This is a genomic window from Citrobacter farmeri (genome assembly GCF_019048065.1).
In the GTDB taxonomy this organism is placed as follows: domain Bacteria; phylum Pseudomonadota; class Gammaproteobacteria; order Enterobacterales; family Enterobacteriaceae; genus Citrobacter_A; species Citrobacter_A farmeri.
Window position 1 is genome coordinate 1,074,164 of record NZ_CP077291.1, and the last position, 16,680, is coordinate 1,090,843.

At 53.6% G+C, this 16,680-nt stretch carries 15 protein-coding genes and 5 tRNA genes; 13 read left to right on the forward strand and 7 right to left on the reverse strand.

Going from position 1 to position 16,680, the window contains the following annotated elements:
* The first annotated feature begins 77 nt into the window (after positions 1 to 77).
* The 13 genes from recA (at position 78) to luxS (ending at position 9,524) form a co-directional block, all read left to right on the forward strand.
* A complete protein-coding gene (gene recA / locus I6L53_RS05020) occupies positions 78 to 1,139 on the forward strand; it encodes a recombinase RecA (protein ID WP_042322684.1) in 1,062 nt (353 codons plus the stop codon).
* 116 nt (positions 1,140 to 1,255) lie between these two features.
* Positions 1,256 to 1,756 (forward strand): recombination regulator RecX, encoded by a 501-nt coding sequence (gene recX, locus I6L53_RS05025; protein ID WP_042322687.1) that lies wholly within the window; start codon positions 1,256 to 1,258, stop codon positions 1,754 to 1,756.
* Positions 1,757 to 1,884: 128 nt separating this feature from the next.
* Positions 1,885 to 4,512: an alanine--tRNA ligase gene (gene alaS / locus I6L53_RS05030; protein WP_042322690.1), complete on the forward strand. Its 2,628-nt coding sequence runs from the start codon at positions 1,885 to 1,887 to the stop codon at positions 4,510 to 4,512.
* 363 nt (positions 4,513 to 4,875) lie between these two features.
* Complete coding sequence (gene csrA, locus I6L53_RS05035) at positions 4,876 to 5,061, forward strand: carbon storage regulator CsrA (protein ID WP_000906486.1); 186 nt, start codon at positions 4,876 to 4,878, stop codon at positions 5,059 to 5,061.
* A gap of 331 nt (positions 5,062 to 5,392) precedes the next feature.
* Positions 5,393 to 5,485: transfer RNA gene (locus I6L53_RS05040), tRNA-Ser, on the forward strand.
* A 3-nt stretch (positions 5,486 to 5,488) separates the two neighbouring features.
* Positions 5,489 to 5,565: transfer RNA gene (locus I6L53_RS05045), tRNA-Arg, on the forward strand.
* A gap of 62 nt (positions 5,566 to 5,627) precedes the next feature.
* Positions 5,628 to 5,704 (forward strand) — tRNA-Arg (locus I6L53_RS05050).
* A gap of 61 nt (positions 5,705 to 5,765) precedes the next feature.
* Positions 5,766 to 5,842: transfer RNA gene (locus tag I6L53_RS05055), tRNA-Arg, on the forward strand.
* Positions 5,843 to 5,903: 61 nt separating this feature from the next.
* A tRNA-Arg gene (locus I6L53_RS05060) sits at positions 5,904 to 5,980 on the forward strand.
* 253 nt (positions 5,981 to 6,233) lie between these two features.
* Positions 6,234 to 6,800 carry a fructose-1-phosphate/6-phosphogluconate phosphatase gene (gene yqaB / locus I6L53_RS05065; protein WP_042326046.1) on the forward strand — a complete coding sequence of 189 codons (567 nt, stop codon included), beginning with the start codon at positions 6,234 to 6,236 and terminating at the stop codon, positions 6,798 to 6,800.
* Positions 6,797 to 7,225, forward strand: coding sequence for a YqaA family protein (locus I6L53_RS05070; protein ID WP_042326045.1), 429 nt, complete (start codon positions 6,797 to 6,799; stop codon positions 7,223 to 7,225). The genes yqaB and I6L53_RS05070 overlap by 4 nt, the downstream gene beginning before the upstream one ends.
* A gap of 78 nt (positions 7,226 to 7,303) precedes the next feature.
* Complete coding sequence (gene gshA / locus I6L53_RS05075; protein WP_042326044.1) at positions 7,304 to 8,860, forward strand: glutamate--cysteine ligase; 1,557 nt, start codon at positions 7,304 to 7,306, stop codon at positions 8,858 to 8,860.
* A 148-nt stretch (positions 8,861 to 9,008) separates the two neighbouring features.
* Complete coding sequence (luxS, locus tag I6L53_RS05080) at positions 9,009 to 9,524, forward strand: S-ribosylhomocysteine lyase (RefSeq protein ID WP_016154160.1); 516 nt, start codon at positions 9,009 to 9,011, stop codon at positions 9,522 to 9,524.
* Positions 9,525 to 9,589: 65 nt separating this feature from the next.
* Here luxS and emrB read toward each other — a convergent pair whose 3' ends face one another.
* From emrB to proX, 7 genes are all read right to left on the reverse strand, one after another.
* Complete coding sequence (gene emrB / locus I6L53_RS05085; RefSeq protein WP_042326043.1) at positions 9,590 to 11,128, reverse strand: multidrug efflux MFS transporter permease subunit EmrB; 1,539 nt, start codon at positions 11,126 to 11,128, stop codon at positions 9,590 to 9,592.
* Positions 11,129 to 11,143: 15 nt separating this feature from the next.
* On the reverse strand, positions 11,144 to 12,316 hold the full coding sequence (gene emrA, locus I6L53_RS05090) for a multidrug efflux MFS transporter periplasmic adaptor subunit EmrA (protein ID WP_042326041.1): 1,173 nt from the start codon (positions 12,314 to 12,316) through the stop codon (positions 11,144 to 11,146).
* A gap of 124 nt (positions 12,317 to 12,440) precedes the next feature.
* Positions 12,441 to 12,971, reverse strand: a complete 531-nt coding sequence (gene mprA / locus I6L53_RS05095) for a transcriptional repressor MprA (RefSeq protein WP_042326039.1) — start codon at positions 12,969 to 12,971, stop codon at positions 12,441 to 12,443.
* A gap of 90 nt (positions 12,972 to 13,061) precedes the next feature.
* The gene (gene ygaH / locus I6L53_RS05100) at positions 13,062 to 13,397 is read right to left on the reverse strand and encodes an L-valine transporter subunit YgaH (protein ID WP_042326037.1); all 336 of its coding nucleotides are present in this window, start codon (positions 13,395 to 13,397) and stop codon (positions 13,062 to 13,064) included.
* Positions 13,387 to 14,124 carry an AzlC family ABC transporter permease gene (locus tag I6L53_RS05105; RefSeq protein WP_042326049.1) on the reverse strand — a complete coding sequence of 246 codons (738 nt, stop codon included), beginning with the start codon at positions 14,122 to 14,124 and terminating at the stop codon, positions 13,387 to 13,389. The genes ygaH and I6L53_RS05105 overlap by 11 nt, the downstream gene beginning before the upstream one ends.
* 124 nt (positions 14,125 to 14,248) lie before the next feature.
* Positions 14,249 to 15,433 (reverse strand): MFS transporter, encoded by a 1,185-nt coding sequence (locus I6L53_RS05110; RefSeq protein ID WP_042326036.1) that lies wholly within the window; start codon positions 15,431 to 15,433, stop codon positions 14,249 to 14,251.
* Between the two features lie 204 nt (positions 15,434 to 15,637).
* Positions 15,638 to 16,633, reverse strand: coding sequence for a glycine betaine/L-proline ABC transporter substrate-binding protein ProX (proX, locus tag I6L53_RS05115; RefSeq protein WP_042326034.1), 996 nt, complete (start codon positions 16,631 to 16,633; stop codon positions 15,638 to 15,640).
* Between the last annotated feature and the right edge of the window lie 47 nt (positions 16,634 to 16,680).

Here is a 16,680-nt window from a genome sequence, read left to right on the forward strand (position 1 = left end):
TGTATGACCATACAGTATAATTGCGACAACAGTACAGAATCACTATCCGGCTTCAGCTGGCATGACAGGAGTAATTAATGGCTATCGACGAAAACAAACAGAAAGCGTTGGCGGCAGCGCTGGGCCAGATCGAAAAGCAATTCGGTAAAGGCTCCATCATGCGCCTGGGTGAAGACCGTTCTATGGACGTGGAAACGATCTCCACCGGTTCGCTTTCACTGGATATCGCGCTGGGCGCCGGCGGCCTGCCGATGGGCCGTATCGTCGAAATCTACGGGCCGGAGTCTTCCGGTAAAACCACGCTGACGCTGCAGGTGATTGCCGCGGCGCAGCGCGAAGGTAAAACCTGTGCGTTTATCGATGCAGAACATGCGCTGGATCCGATCTATGCGCGCAAGCTGGGCGTAGATATCGATAATCTGCTCTGTTCTCAGCCGGACACCGGTGAACAGGCCCTGGAAATCTGTGACGCGCTGGCACGTTCTGGTGCCGTTGACGTTATCGTTGTTGACTCCGTGGCGGCGTTGACGCCGAAAGCGGAAATCGAAGGCGAAATCGGTGACTCTCATATGGGCCTCGCAGCGCGTATGATGAGCCAGGCGATGCGTAAACTGGCCGGTAACCTGAAGCAGTCCAACACGCTGCTGATCTTCATCAACCAGATCCGTATGAAAATTGGTGTGATGTTCGGTAACCCGGAAACCACCACGGGTGGTAACGCACTGAAATTCTATGCCTCTGTTCGTCTGGACATCCGTCGTATTGGCGCGGTGAAAGAGGGCGATAACGTGGTGGGCAGCGAAACCCGCGTGAAGGTGGTGAAAAACAAAATCGCGGCGCCGTTTAAACAGGCTGAATTCCAGATCCTTTACGGTGAAGGCATCAACTTCTATGGCGAACTGGTTGACCTGGGCGTGAAAGAGAAGCTGATCGAGAAAGCGGGCGCATGGTACAGCTACAACGGCGAGAAAATTGGTCAGGGTAAAGCGAATGCTACAGCCTGGCTGAAAGACAACCCGGCTACCGCGAAGGAAATTGAGAAGAAAGTCCGCGAAATGCTGCTCAATAACCAGGATGCCAAACCCGACTTCGCCGTTGATGACGGTGAAAGCGTTGCAGAAACCAACGAAGATTTTTAATCGTCGGGTGTCCCTCCTCCGGATAACGCAAAACTGCCATCCGGCAAAAAGTTGAATTACACTCAAGGGCTGCAATTGATGCGGCCCTTTTTGCATTTCTGATTTCGAAGGTTGTTATGAGTGAATCCACATCGCGCCGACCCGCGTATCCCCGACTGTTAGATCGCGCTGTGCGTATTCTCGCGGTTCGCGATCACAGCGAACAAGAATTACGACGTAAACTTGCCGCCCCAGTGATGGGGAAAAATGGGCCGGAAGAGATTGATGCCACGGCAGAAGATTATGACCGGGTGGTCGCCTGGTGTTACGAGCATCATTATCTCGATGACGAGCGATTCATCGTCCGCTTTATCGCCAGCCGCAGCCGTAAAGGGTATGGCCCTGTGCGTATCCGTCAGGAGCTGAATCAAAAGGGCATTGCCCGTGAATCGACGGAAAAAGCGATGCGGGAATGTGAGATTGACTGGTGTGCCCGCGCGCGCGACCAGGCGACTCGCAAGTACGGTGAACCGTTGCCTGGCGCATTTTCGGAAAAGGTTAAGATACAGCGGTTTTTGCTTTATCGTGGGTATCTGATGGAGGACATTCAGGAAATATGGCGAAATTTTGACGATTGAGCGCATACGGGATTTTACTTCCCCGTAAAGAAAACTTATCTTATTCCCACTTTTCAGTTGCCGGCGGCCCAGTCAATCAAGAGTTGTTGCTGGTAATGATTTTTCGTTAGCAAGATTTCAGGATAATTATGAGCAAGAGCACCGCTGAGATCCGTCAGGCGTTTCTCGACTTTTTCCATAGTAAGGGACATCAGGTAGTTGCCAGCAGCTCCCTGGTGCCGAACAATGACCCCACTTTGTTGTTTACCAACGCCGGGATGAACCAGTTCAAGGATGTTTTCCTTGGGCTCGACAAGCGTAATTATTCCCGCGCAACCACGTCCCAGCGCTGCGTGCGGGCGGGTGGTAAGCACAACGACCTGGAAAACGTTGGTTACACTGCACGTCACCATACTTTCTTCGAAATGCTGGGCAACTTCAGCTTCGGCGACTATTTCAAACATGACGCCATTCAGTACGCGTGGGAATTGCTGACCGGTGAAAACTGGTTTGCCCTGCCGAAAGAGCGTCTGTGGGTGACCGTCTACGAAACAGACGATGAAGCCTATGAAATCTGGGAAAAAGAAGTCGGTATTCCTCGCGAGCGTATTATCCGCATCGGCGATAACAAAGGTGCGGCCTATGCGTCGGACAACTTCTGGCAGATGGGCGATACCGGCCCCTGCGGTCCGTGCACCGAGATTTTCTACGATCATGGCGATCACATCTGGGGGGGGCCTCCTGGAAGCCCGGAAGAAGACGGCGATCGTTACATTGAGATCTGGAACATCGTCTTTATGCAGTTCAACCGTCAGGCTGACGGTACGATGGAACCGCTGCCGAAGCCGTCCGTCGATACCGGTATGGGTCTGGAGCGTATTGCGGCTGTGCTGCAACACGTCAACTCCAACTACGAAATTGACCTTTTCCGTACGTTGATTGAAGCGGTAGCGAAAGTCACGGGTGCGACTGACCTGAGCAACAAGTCGCTGCGCGTGATTGCGGATCATATTCGTTCCTGTGCGTTCCTGATTGCCGATGGCGTGGTTCCGTCGAACGAAAACCGGGGCTATGTCCTGCGTCGTATCATTCGTCGCGCGGTGCGTCATGGCAACATGCTGGGTGCGAAAGAGACTTTCTTCTACAAGCTGGTGGGGCCACTGGTTGACGTGATGGGATCGGCGGGTGAAGAACTGAAGCGTCAGCAAGCTCAGGTTGAGCAAGTTCTGAAAACCGAAGAAGAGCAGTTTGCCCGTACGCTGGAGCGTGGTCTGGCGCTGCTGGATGAAGAACTGGCGAAACTGTCTGGCGATACGCTGGACGGTGAAACGGCATTCCGTCTGTACGATACCTATGGTTTCCCGGTTGACCTGACGGCGGACGTTTGCCGCGAGCGCAACATCAAAGTGGATGAAGCCGGTTTTGAAGCCGCTATGGAAGAGCAGCGCCGTCGCGCTCGCGAAGCCAGCGGTTTTGGCGCGGACTATAACGCGATGATCCGCGTTGATAGCGCTTCTGAATTTAAAGGTTACGACCATCTGGAACTGAACGGCAAAGTGACCGCGCTGTTTGTTGATGGTAAAGCGGTGGATGCGATTAGTGCCGGTCAGGAAGCCGTTGTCGTACTGGATCAGACCCCGTTCTATGCGGAATCCGGTGGTCAGGTTGGCGATAAAGGTGAACTGAAAGGCGCGGGCTTTACCTTCGCTGTAAGCGACACACAAAAATATGGTCAGGCGATTGGTCACCTCGGCAAACTGTCTGCGGGCTCTCTGAAAGTGGGCGATGCGGTTCAGGCTGATGTGGATGAAGCCCGTCGTGCGCGTATCCGTCTGAACCACTCCGCCACGCACCTGATGCACGCGGCGCTGCGCCAGATTTTGGGCACGCACGTGGCGCAGAAAGGCTCTCTGGTTAACGACAAAGTCCTGCGTTTCGACTTCTCGCATAATGAAGCGATGAAACCTGCGGAAATCCGTGCGGTTGAAGATCTGGTGAATGCGCAGATCCGTCGTAACCTGCCGGTTGAAACCAACGTGATGGATCTGGAAGCGGCGAAAGCAAAAGGTGCAATGGCGCTGTTCGGCGAGAAATATGACGAACGCGTTCGCGTACTGAGCATGGGCGATTTCTCTACCGAGTTGTGTGGCGGGACTCACGCCAGCCGTACAGGGGATATTGGTCTGTTCCGTATCATCTCCGAGTCCGGCACAGCAGCAGGGGTTCGTCGTATTGAAGCGGTAACGGGTGAGGGCGCTATTGCGACTGTGCATGCAGAAAGCGATCGCTTAACCGATATTGCGCATCTGTTGAAGGGGGATAGCCAGAACCTGGGCGACAAAGTGCGTTCAGTACTGGAACGTACTCGTCAGCTCGAGAAAGAGCTTCAGCAGTTGAAAGAACAAGCTGCGGCGCAGGAAAGTGCGAATCTTTCCAGCAAAGCGGTTGATATCAATGGCGTTAAGCTGTTGGTGAGTGAGCTTGCGGGTGTTGAGCCGAAAATGTTACGTACCATGGTTGATGATCTGAAAAATCAACTGGGGTCGACAATTATCGTGCTGGCAACGGCAACTGAAGGTAAGGTTTCTCTGATTGCTGGTGTGTCTAAGGACGTGACCGACCGTGTCAAAGCAGGGGAACTGGTAGGTATGGTCGCTCAGCAGGTGGGCGGTAAGGGCGGTGGCCGTCCGGACATGGCGCAAGCCGGTGGTACGGATGCGTCTGCTCTGCCTGCGGCGTTAGCCAGTGTGCAAGCCTGGGTCAGCGCAAAACTATAAAATATATACACAAAATCATTCAGGCTGCGTCAAGGCGGCAAACGAATAAGCTCCCGGAAGCGAACCGGTAGTCCGTAACCGGGAGAATGTGCGTAGCCAACGCTGAGCCCGCCTGAAGGATGAAGTGTATAAGCGTTAGCCGATGCCGTGGATAAGCATTCCGCGGTGTTTGCATCAACGTTGTCGACAACGATAAAGTCAGGTTGAAGTTGTGTATATCGGCTAAACTTAGGTTTAACAGAATGTGATGCCGTGACTGCTTACATGTAATGTGTTTGTCATCGCTTACTTTTTGGCGTTATATGATGGATAATGCCGGGATACAGAGAGACCCGACTCTTTTAATCTTTCAAGGAGCAAAGAATGCTGATTCTGACTCGTCGAGTTGGTGAGACCCTCATGATTGGAGATGAGGTCACCGTGACAGTTTTAGGGGTGAAGGGCAACCAGGTACGCATCGGCGTAAACGCCCCGAAAGAAGTTTCTGTCCATCGTGAAGAGATCTACCAGCGTATCCAGGCTGAAAAATCCCAGCAGTCCAGTTACTAAGGTTTCCGCGTCTCACCTGACCGGGTGAGACGCAACCTGACATCTTTGCACTTCCTCTCTTTTTCATTCTTCGGTGTCTCTTTTTCTGTTCCGCATACCTCTTCTGTAACCGTCGATTTTTTTCATTGTGTAGCCAGAGCCCCCGCAGACCGATTTATCTGTTGATAAAACACTCTTTTTGCCGTTTTTGCAGACTAATTGAACGTGAAGTGTGCAAACGATAAAAGCGCAGGAAAAATTGTTTGACTTATAAGTCCCAGAAAGTAATATGTGCGCCACGCAGCGACGATGAGCAGAAACAAGTTCTTCGAAGCACTCGTAAGAGGCGTGTGGTGAGGTGGCCGAGAGGCTGAAGGCGCTCCCCTGCTAAGGGAGTATGCGGTCAAAAGCTGCATCCGGGGTTCGAATCCCCGCCTCACCGCCATTTGCATCCGTAGCTCAGCTGGATAGAGTACTCGGCTACGAACCGAGCGGTCGGAGGTTCGAATCCTCCCGGATGCACCATCTCTTACTTGATACGGCTTTAGTAGCGGTATCAAAATCTGCAGTAAAGTAAGTTTCCCGATGCATCCGTAGCTCAGCTGGATAGAGTACTCGGCTACGAACCGAGCGGTCGGAGGTTCGAATCCTCCCGGATGCACCATCTCTTACTTGATACCGCTTCTATGCAGTATCAATATCGGCAGTAAAATACGTTTTCCGATGCATCCGTAGCTCAGCTGGATAGAGTACTCGGCTACGAACCGAGCGGTCGGAGGTTCGAATCCTCCCGGATGCACCATCTCTTGCTTGATATCGCTTTTATGCAGTATCAATATCGGCAGTAAAATACGTTTTCCGATGCATCCGTAGCTCAGCTGGATAGAGTACTCGGCTACGAACCGAGCGGTCGGAGGTTCGAATCCTCCCGGATGCACCATCTTCTCCCGAACAACAGCTAGTTTAGTGTTTCATGGTCTGCGAGAGTATCGCAAGCACCAGGGGGGATAACGTTGCCTCAGCAACGGCCCGAAGGGCGAGGCTTCGCCGGGTCATCCTCCCGGATGCACCATTTTCTTCTTTCTTTACCCCCTCTGCATTAACACCCTGAACAATCCTCAGCATCGTCATCAGCGACAAAATCCGGCAATTACGATAAAGTAATGTCTGTTCATTTGCCGGGTGAGAGTGCTATGTACGAACGTTATGCGGGTCTGATTTTCGATATGGATGGTACCCTTCTGGATACTGAACCGACGCACCGTAAGGCGTGGGTTGAAGTATTAGGTCGCTACGGTATGCACTTTGATCTTCAGGCGATGATCGCCCTTAACGGCTCAGCCACATGGCGTATTGCTCAGTCCATTATTGAGTTGAATAATGCGGATCTCGATCCCCACGCGTTAGCCCGTGAAAAAACCGATGCTGTAAAAATCATGCTCCTCGACAGTGTCGAGCCACTGCCGCTGATTGAGGTGGTGAAAGCGTGGCATGGCCGCCGCCCGATGTCCGTCGGTACCGGCAGTGAAAGCGCGATCGCGGAAGCTCTACTGGCCCATCTGGGGCTGCGTCGCTATTTTGATGCCGTTGTCGCCGCCGATCATGTACAGCACCATAAACCTGCGCCGGATACCTTCCTGCTTTGTGCAGAACGTATGGGCGTGCCTCCAGCGCAGTGTGTAGTATTTGAAGATGCTGACTTTGGCATCCAGGCGGCACGCGCCGCCGGAATGGATGCTGTGGACGTTCGACACTTGTGAGTGACGGGCTGTCGCTCCTTTCATTGTTTGCCAGCAGTTTTCTCAGCGCTACGCTGTTGCCCGGCAACTCGGAAATCGTTCTGGTTGCCATGTTACTGGCCGGGCTCAGTCATCCCTGGGTCTTAGTCTTAACAGCAACAATGGGTAATAGCCTTGGAGGGTTAACTAACGTTATCCTTGGGCGTTTCTTTCCGCTGCGCAAGACATCGCGCTGGCAGGAGAAAGCCACAGGCTGGCTTAAACGGTATGGTGCGGTCACACTATTATTAAGCTGGATGCCGGTTGTGGGTGACTTACTGTGCCTGTTAGCGGGATGGATGCGCCTCTCGTGGGGGCCGGTACTCTTTTTTTTATGCCTTGGCAAAGCGCTGCGCTATATTGTCGTCGCGGCTGCTACCGTTCAGGGCATTACCTGGTGGCACTAATTGTGCCTGGGGATTAGCCTTTAGGGTAACCACTACAATTATGCTAATTAATACGATTTTGACAGGCGGGAGGTCGATTTGATCCCGGACGTATCACAGGCTCTGGCCTGGCTGGAAAAGCATCCTCAGGCATTGCAGGGGATTCAGCGCGGGCTGGAGCGCGAAACATTGCGCGTGAATGTGGATGGCACGTTGGCGACAACGGGGCATCCTGAAGCGTTAGGCTCAGCGCTGACGCATAAATGGATAACCACGGATTTCGCTGAAGCGCTGCTGGAGTTTATTACACCAGTAGACGGCGATATCCAGCATATGCTGACCTTTATGCGTGATCTGCATCGTTATACCGCCAGAAATATGGGTGATGAGCGTATGTGGCCGCTGAGTATGCCTTGCTACATCGCTGAAGGCCAGGACATTGAACTGGCGCAGTACGGCACCTCGAACATTGGTCGCATGAAAACGCTGTACCGTGAAGGGTTGAAAAACCGTTATGGTGCGCTGATGCAAACCATCTCCGGCGTACACTACAATTTCTCGCTGCCGATGGCATTCTGGCAGGCGAAGTGCGGTATTGTGGAAGGCGAAGAGGCAAAAGAGAAAATCTCTGCCGGCTATTTCCGCCTGATCCGTAACTATTACCGCTTCGGTTGGGTCATTCCTTATCTGTTTGGCGCATCCCCGGCGATTTGCTCTTCCTTCCTGCAGGGCAAACCGACCACGCTACCCTTTGAGAAAACCGACTGTGGGATGTACTACCTGCCGTATGCGACCTCGTTGCGCCTGAGCGATCTGGGTTATACCAATAAGTCGCAAAGCAATCTCGGTATTACGTTTAACGATCTCTACGAATATGTGGCAGGATTGAAGCGGGCGATTAAAACGCCTTCTGAAGAGTATGCAGCGGTAGGGCTGGAAAAAGACGGTAAGCGTTTGCAAATCAACAGCAATGTGCTGCAGATTGAAAATGAGCTGTATGCGCCGATTCGTCCGAAACGCGTTACGCGTAGCGGTGAGTCACCTTCAGATGCGCTTCTGCGCGGTGGTATCGAGTACATCGAAGTCCGCTCGCTGGATATCAATCCGTTCTCGCCAATCGGCGTGGACGAGCAACAGGTGCGCTTCCTTGACCTGTTTATGGTCTGGTGCGTGCTGGCCGATGCGCCGGAAATGAGCAGCAGTGAACTATTGTGTACGCGCACCAACTGGAATCGGGTGATTCTGGAAGGGCGTAAACCAGGGCTGACGTTAGGCATCGGCTGTGAAACCGCGCAGTTCCCACTGCCTGAGGTGGGCAAAGATTTGTTCAGCGATCTGAAGCGTGTGGCACAAACGCTGGACAGCATCCACGGCGGAGAGGATTATCAGAAAGTCTGTGACGAACTGGTCGCCTGCTTTGATAATCCGGAATTGACGTTCTCTGCTCGTATTCTGCGGTCTATGCTTGATACAGGCATTGGCGGTACGGGCAAGGCGCTGGGCGAAGCTTATCGCAATCTGTTGCGTGAAGAGCCGCTGGAAATATTGCAGGAAGAAGACTTTGTGGCTGAGCGTGACGCTTCAAAACGTCGCCAGCGTGAGGTTGAAGCGGCGGATACCGAGCCGTTTGATAGCTGGCTGGAAAAACAGGCCTGACAGAAAAGAAAAAGGCCACTCGTGAGTGGCCAAAATTTCATCTCTGAAAACAGGGATGATGATAACAAATGCGCGTCTTTCATATACTCAGACTCGCACCGGAACGAAGAGTTCAGTTTATTTTAAAAAAATTATCGGAGGTGGCTAAATGCCGTTGTTAGATAGCTTCACTGTCGATCATACCCGGATGGAAGCACCTGCAGTGCGCGTGGCGAAAACGATGAACACCCCGCATGGCGACGCCATTACCGTGTTTGATCTGCGTTTCTGCATTCCCAATAAAGAAGTGATGCCGGAGAAAGGGATTCACACGCTGGAGCATCTGTTTGCAGGCTTTATGCGTAATCACCTCAACGGCAATGGTGTCGAGATCATCGATATCTCCCCGATGGGCTGCCGTACCGGTTTCTATATGAGCCTGATTGGGACGCCTGACGAGCAGCGTGTAGCCGATGCCTGGAAAGCGGCGATGGCTGACGTGCTAAAAGTTCAGGATCAGAATCAGATCCCGGAACTGAACGTCTACCAGTGTGGCACGTATCAGATGCACTCACTGAGCGAAGCACAGGACATTGCGCGTCACATTCTGGAACACGACGTTCGCGTCAACAGTAATGAAGAACTGGCGCTGCCAAAAGAGAAGTTGCAGGAACTGCACATTTAGTTGTCTGTGCGGTTACCGGCGAAAAAAAGCCCGTTCAGTTGAACGGGCTTTTTTATCGCTATCACCTAGTGCGCGCCACCGCCGCCGCCGCCCGCACCAAACGGGGGTTTAGCGAACCAGACCAGACCGAGCAATACGAGGAAAATCCCCGCCGACATCCAGAAGATCTCATTGGCCGAAATAATCAGCCCTTGATTGGTGATCTGCTGGGCAATCCAGCCTGACGCCTGCTGCTGCGTCATGCCCAGTCCCTGTAGCTGATCGTACATTGCCTGCGCGTTTGGATTATACGGATTCACCGACTCGGTTAACTGCGCGTGGTGCATCGACTCCCGGTTGGTCCACATGGTGGTCGTAATCGATGTCCCGATTGACCCCGCCAGCGTTCGCGTAAAGTTAGACAAACTCGATGCTGCCGCCAGGCGTTCTGGCGGTAGACCAGACAGCGTGATGGTTGTCAGCGGCATAAAGAAGCATGCCACCGCGAAGCCCTGAATAAACTGCGGCCAGGCGGAGGCACCGAAGTCCATTCCTGGTTCAAACGTCCACGCGCGCCAGTAGAAGCAGACGGCGTACATAATAAAACTGAACGTCACCAGCCTACGCATATCCAGCTTATGGGCAAAGCGACCAATAATCGGCGACAGGATCACCGGAATGATCCCTACCGGCGCGGATGCCAGACCGGCCCACGTCGCGGTATAGCCGTAGACCTCTTGCAAGAGCTGTGGTAGCAGAACAATCGCCCCGAAGTACAACATATAGGCGAGACTGATACACAAACAGCCGATGGTAAAGTTTCGCGACTTAAAGAGCGAGAGATCGACAATGGGGTTGTCGTCGGTGAGTTCCCAGACAATCAGGAAGCTAATAGCGACCACCGCCACCACGGTCAGAATGACTATCTCCTGCGAGGCAAACCAGTCCAGCTCTTTCCCCCGGTCAAGCATGATCTGCAAGCTACCAATACCTATCACCAGCAGCGCCAGCCCGATGGCGTCAATCCGTCGCTGCTCGGTACGCGTTTCACGACCGCGAAGAGTTTGCAGCGTCATCAGCACCACCGCAATACCAATCGGCACGTTGATGAAGAAGATCCAGCCCCAGTGATAGTTATCGCTGATATAACCGCCCAGAATCGGGCCGCAAATCGGCGCGACGATCACCGTCATCGACCACAGCGCCAGCGCGATAGAGCGCTTTGCGGGAGGGTAGTTATTGAGCAGCAGACTTTGCGAAAGCGGGATTAGCGGCCCGGCGACCACCCCCTGAACGACGCGGAAGAAGATCAGCATGTTCAGGCTGCTGGAGACGCCGCACGCCCATGAGGCAATGGCAAACGCCACCGTCGACCACATGAACAGCTTCACTTCCCCGACACGCTTTGCCAGCCAGCCGGTGATGGGAATCGAGATGGCGTTCGCCACCCCGAAGGAGGTGATCACCCACGTCCCCTGGCTCAGCGATGAACCCAGGTTCCCGGCGATTGTGGGGATCGCCACGTTAGCAATGGTGGAGTCCAGCACCTGCATGAATGTCGCCAGCGACAGCGCAATCGTCATGATGACGAGCTGCGCGCCTTCCAGCGGTTTTTGCTGTTGCATCACACGCACCTCAGATTAGCCTGCGTTGGCCTGCACAATCTCTTCGATCAGTTTATTCACCGGGGCAAGGCTGATTTCACGGGCGTTACTCTCAGACACCGGCGTGGTGCGAACCTGGCTGGCCAGTACCTGACCATCGCGATTCGCGGTATCGACGGTGACGAGCGTCGATAAACCAATCCGCAGTGGATGCTGTGCCAACTGCTGGGCGTCCAGTTCGATACGTACGGGCAGTCGCTGAACCACTTTGATCCAGTTGCCGGTCGCGTTCTGTGCGGGAAGCAGAGAGAAGGCGCTACCGGTCCCCATATCAAGACCGACCACTTTACCGGTGTACTTAACGTCATCGCCGTAGATATCACTGATAACCGTTGCCGGTTGGCCGATGCGCATATGGGCAAGCTGTGTCTCTTTGAAGTTGGCGTCAACCCACAGATTGGTGGCTGGCACCACGGCCATCAGCGGCGTCGTGGGGCTGATCTGTGCGCCAGGCTGAACGGCGCGACGAGAGACGTACCCGGTCATCGGACTGACGATTTTGGTTCGCTCCAGCGCCAGCCAGGCGTTACGCACTTCGGTGGCAGCCTGTTGGACGGCGGGCTGATCTTCCAGCTTGCTGTCCAGAATCATCGCCTGATTTGCGTTGTATTGCTGAATGGCAACATCAAGCTGTGCCTGCGCGCTGGCAACGGCATCGCGGGCGTGTTGCAGCTCTTCGCGGCCGATCAGGTTGGCGTTACCGAGCGGTACGCGACGGTTAAAATCGCTTTGTGCCTGGGCGAGGGCGGTTTTCTGCACCTCAATGTTCGCCTGCAACTGTTTGCTGTTAATCATTAACTGATGCGTCTGACGGACGCTGGAGGCCAGCGCGGTCTTCGCTTTTTCAAATGCCTGTCTGGCATCTGTCTGATCGAGCGTGACGAGAACGTCACCCTGTTTAACAAAGTCAGTGTTATCCGCCCAGACTTTCGTCACGCTGCCGGATACCTGCGCCATGATTTGAACCTGGTTCCCTGCCACGTACGCATCATCGGTCTCTTCGACATGACGCAGTACCAAAAACCAATAAATCCCATATGCCACGGCAATAATGATAAAGAGCAAGGTCAGGAGGAGTAGCGTACTTTTACGTTTGCTTTTCTTCTTAACCGGTTGCTGCGGGGTTTGAGTCTCCGCATTTGCGCTCATGTTGTTCTCCACGATCTTATTTCTTCGTCGGCTGGGCCGAGCTGTTTATCAGAAAGGCCAGCACGTTCAGGTGCTGGCCAGTCAGTTTTCTTTCTTAATCTGGATTATTGAGCGAGTCGACGCGTTAGCTCAGCGCCTCAAGGATAGCACCATCCTGGTCCATCTGATCGAGACGCGTCAGAAGCTTACGAGTGATGTGCTCAAGCTGTTCTTTTTCTGTAGTACTAAGAGAGGACCACAGTTGATGCAGGCAGTTATGCTGCGGCGGTAATACCTCGCGCAAAAACGCATGACCCTTATCGGTTAACTGTAGATGCAGGCAACGACGATCGTTGTCGCTTTCACGGCGCTCAATCCAACCGCGCTTTTCCAGCTCATCAGCGATACGTGTTGCGTTAGTACGGGATGATCCCAGGGCACAGCTCAGTTCAGAAGGCTGAATGCTGTGATTTTCCTGAGACTCCAGCGTAATCAACGCCATAAACAACGTCTCGTTAATCCCTTGAGCTTTCAGCATCTTATTGCGATTATCCAGCAACTTTCCCTGCATATGCATGCAAAGACGAGTCAGCAGAATTTCCTGATAAGGAAAATCTGCGTGGCGGCTGGCGCGAAATTTTAGCATTTGTTCAATGGGCGTAAACGAACTATCCATTTGGGCATGACCTCATTAATTTCAGCCGATATAGTAACGACAGTGACAAATAAAGTAAATGTATTATTAAATTAAAATGATTCTTGTATCCTATAAAACCGCCAACATTTTCCACGCTAATCCATAGGCCAGTGCACTCAATAGCGTGGGAATAATGATACTGCGCGTTTTATAAAAACTTGCACCCAGTACAGCAAAACCCACGAGCGTCGGCACGAAACGACTGGCGTCGTGCATCACCTCAGGGGCTGTTGACACAACCAACAGGGCGCAAATTGATGCTATGCCGATGGTGTCGAGTAGTACGCCGGTTGCGCCCCGCTTTCCCGGACGGGTATTTCCCATCTTCAGACGCAGGGGTAAATAGCGAAATCCATAATTCACACAGCCGACCAGCAACCCGAGCAGCAGTACCTCATAGCGCATCGGGCACTCCTTGCCAGAAAGCCTGAATCAGCGCGGTCAGGCATCCACACACTATCCCCGCAAGAATCGCGGCGGGGATGGAAAACAGCGTCACGCCCGCCAGTGCGCCAGCGAGTGCGGCTGTCACGCACAGGGACTGTTTACGCTGGAATGACGCCAGCAGAAAACTCATAAACAGGGCGGGCAACATAAACCCTAGCGCCGCTTCGACCGCCGGGAATCCTTTCAATAAACCACTACCGGAAAAGGCGCCGAGCACCGTTCCCAGAACCCATGAGGCCCAGGAGCAAAATGCAATGCCGATCATCCAGTTCTCGCTCCAGCGACGGTTATCCCGCACCAGCTTCGCGGTGGCAGCGGCAAAGACTTCGTCAGTGAGGCCAAAAGCCCACAGTGCGGTTTTCGGTTTACTGAGTTTCTGGGCGATACGACTGCGCAGGGAGGGACCGTATAAAACATGGCGTACATCCATCGCCATAACGGTCAGGGCGGCAACCCATAATGTGCTGCCTGCGGCGAGCATGGTTGTGATAACGAACTGACTGGCACCGGCATAAATGATGCAGGAGAAAAATACGCTCTCGACAGGGCTAAACCCGAGACGGGTAGCATTGAGACCAAATGCGAAGGCAACAGGAATATAACTGATGACGATGGGTAAGCTGTCTTTGAATCCTTCCGCACAGGTAGCCGGAGGGGTTATGGGCAGAGAAGCGGGCCTTTCCATAGAATTTTGCGCGTTATCACCAATGTTAAAATTATCAGGGTTAATAATCCCTATCACCTTAACAGACTGGGGGGCTCCTTAACACCCTCAGGAGCCCAAACCAATGCAAACGCTTGCTGAGCGCTTAAATAGCGGCTTCTTGTCGGTGAAATCCTCGCCACCAGACCAGCAGGTTTAGTATGGCAACGGTCGACCCCGCCAGACAAACGCCCAGCCATCCGGCATGCTGCCAGGCTGAAGCGGAGATTAACGACCCTGCGGCTCCGCCGATAAAATAACTGGTCATATACCCGGCGGTCAGACGGTTTCGTGCCTCCGGGTAAAGACGATAAATCACCGTCTGGTTGGTGATGTGAACTCCCTGAACGGTGAGATCCAACACCAGGATCCCCACTATCAGCGCCAGTACCGAGGTGTGTCCCAGCCAGATAGCGAGCCAGGAGAGCAGCAGTAGCAGCAGGCTCCAGGTTGTGGTGAGATGAGAATGCCCTTTATCCGCAAAACCGCCTGCCGGACGTGCGCCGAGCGCGCCAGCGGCACCTGCCAGCCCAAACAGGCCAATCATCCCTTCGGAATAGTTAAATGGCGGAGCAGCCAGTAAAAAGGCCATTGAGGTCCAGAGAATACTGAAGTTGGCGAAGGTCAGGCAGCCCAGTAACGCACGCGTGCGCAGCAGTTTATCGCGGGTAAACAAACTGAATACCGAACCCAGCAGTTGCGGGTAGTTCAGGTGGGTGTCGGACTTCACCTTAGGCAAGCCGCGCCACAGGGCGATAGCCATCAGCGCCATCAATACGGAGGCGACCCAGAAGACGGTACGCCAGCCGCCAAGATTCGCCAGCAGGCCAGCTACGGTTCGCGCCAGTAAAATGCCCAGCAGCAGGCCGCTCATGATGGTCCCTACCACTTTGCCGCGTTTATCGGGTGTGGCAAGCGTCGCCGCCAGCGGCACCAGAATCTGTGCCACAACGGAGAAGAGCCCGGTCAGCGCTGTACCGAGGATCATCATCGCCAGCGACTGACTGCTGGCGGTAATGAGCATTCCGCCTGCCGCCAGTAGCGTCATGGAGACGATCAGCGTTCGGCGTTCAAACATATCGCCAAGCGGAACCAGAAACAGCAAACCGGCAGCGTAGCCCAGTTGCGCGGCGGTGACGATAAAACCGGCTGAGCTGGCGGAAAGCGAGAAGTTGCGTGCGATGGTGTCAAGTAACGGCTGTGCGTAGTAGTTGCTGGCGACGGCCAGACCGGTTGCCACAGACATGAGAACGATCAGTGCCGGGCTCAGCCCGTGAGAGTTTTTTGTCATTATGTTTGCAATCGTGAGTCAGGTGAGGATTTCTTTGGGAATCAATCATAGCGGACATTTATGAATGCGGGGGATTTGTTGCGTGCCGGATTGTGCTGTTGGGGGATGATACAGAAAAGGCCGGATAAGCGCATCGCGCGCCATCCGGCCTTGGTGTGGTTACTGTGCCTGATGGCGCTACGCTTATCAGGCCTACGAGTGGGATTACTTCTGCGCAGCCAGCGCGTCGTTCACCCAACCGTCGAACTGTTGCTGGTGGGCTTTGATCCAGCCGTCAACGTGACCCTGTACGTCAGCTTCCGATGCTTTACCGTCATGCATCATTGCGTTCTGCGCATTGATGTCCGCCAGCGGCAGTTTCATGATGGAAAACAGTTTCGCCGCTGCCGGATTTTTCTCTGCCCAGGCTTTGTTGGCAACGATGTGCATGGTGTTTACCGGGAAGCCATAGTTCGCGCCATTCGGCAGTTTGGTATCAATATCTTTCTGCTCGCCCGGCAGCGAGGAGAACGGTACCTGCAACCAGACCACATCTTTGCCCGGCTTCATCACGTCACTCACCCAGTAAGGCGTCCAGGTGTAATAGAGGATCGGTTTACCTTCTTTAAAGCGGGTGATGGTATCGGCCATCATCGCCGCGTAGTTACCGTGACTGACGTCGACGGTTTTTTCCAGATCAAACGCTTTGTTCTGGTGGTTAATCACCGCTTCACATCCCCAGCCCGGCGAGCAACCCATCATATCCGCTTTACCATCGCCGTTGGTGTCAAAAATTTTGGCGATTTTAGGATCTTTCAACTGAGCGATATTGGTGATTTTGTATTGCTCTGCTGTTTTCTTATCGATCAGATAACCTTGCGCGGCACCCGTGACAAATGTGCCTTCGCGCCAGAACTTTTTGTTTCCACCTGCCGCAGAATACATATCATCGTGCAGCGGTTGCCAGTTGACGGCGGTAAAGGTGGCATCGCCGGAGGCAATAGAGGTGTACCCCACGTTGTAGTCGACTTCGCTCGGTTTGTTGACGGTGTAACCCAGTTTCTCCAGCGCGCGGCTCACCAGCAGCGTCTGGAAGGTTTCTTCAGTGATGGTGCTCTGTACCGGTTGAACGGTAATGCCTTTGCCTGGCAGGTCGGCAGCGAAAGCGCTGGTAGAGACAAGGGTGGCAAACGCTGTGGCAAAAAGTACGGTATGTCGCATCGTTGTTCCTTAATTATTGGAGGGACGTGTAGGCCCGGTGAGCGCAG

Bases quoted from the DNA above. Each gene is read 5' to 3' on its own strand.
- recA (WP_042322684.1), top strand. From the start codon at position 78: ATGGCTATCGACGAAAACAAACAGAAAGCGTTGGCGGCAGCGCTGGGC.
- recX (WP_042322687.1), top strand. From the start codon at position 1,256: ATGAGTGAATCCACATCGCGCCGACCCGCGTATCCCCGACTGTTAGAT.
- alaS (WP_042322690.1), top strand. From the start codon at position 1,885: ATGAGCAAGAGCACCGCTGAGATCCGTCAGGCGTTTCTCGACTTTTTC.
- csrA (WP_000906486.1), top strand. From the start codon at position 4,876: ATGCTGATTCTGACTCGTCGAGTTGGTGAGACCCTCATGATTGGAGAT.
- yqaB (WP_042326046.1), top strand. From the start codon at position 6,234: ATGTACGAACGTTATGCGGGTCTGATTTTCGATATGGATGGTACCCTT.
- luxS (WP_016154160.1), top strand. From the start codon at position 9,009: ATGCCGTTGTTAGATAGCTTCACTGTCGATCATACCCGGATGGAAGCA.
- emrB (WP_042326043.1), bottom strand. From the start codon at position 11,128: ATGCAACAGCAAAAACCGCTGGAAGGCGCGCAGCTCGTCATCATGACG.
- emrA (WP_042326041.1), bottom strand. From the start codon at position 12,316: ATGAGCGCAAATGCGGAGACTCAAACCCCGCAGCAACCGGTTAAGAAG.
- mprA (WP_042326039.1), bottom strand. From the start codon at position 12,971: ATGGATAGTTCGTTTACGCCCATTGAACAAATGCTAAAATTTCGCGCC.
- ygaH (WP_042326037.1), bottom strand. From the start codon at position 13,397: ATGCGCTATGAGGTACTGCTGCTCGGGTTGCTGGTCGGCTGTGTGAAT.
- I6L53_RS05105 (WP_042326049.1), bottom strand. From the start codon at position 14,124: ATGGAAAGGCCCGCTTCTCTGCCCATAACCCCTCCGGCTACCTGTGCG.
- I6L53_RS05110 (WP_042326036.1), bottom strand. From the start codon at position 15,433: ATGACAAAAAACTCTCACGGGCTGAGCCCGGCACTGATCGTTCTCATG.
- proX (WP_042326034.1), bottom strand. From the start codon at position 16,633: ATGCGACATACCGTACTTTTTGCCACAGCGTTTGCCACCCTTGTCTCT.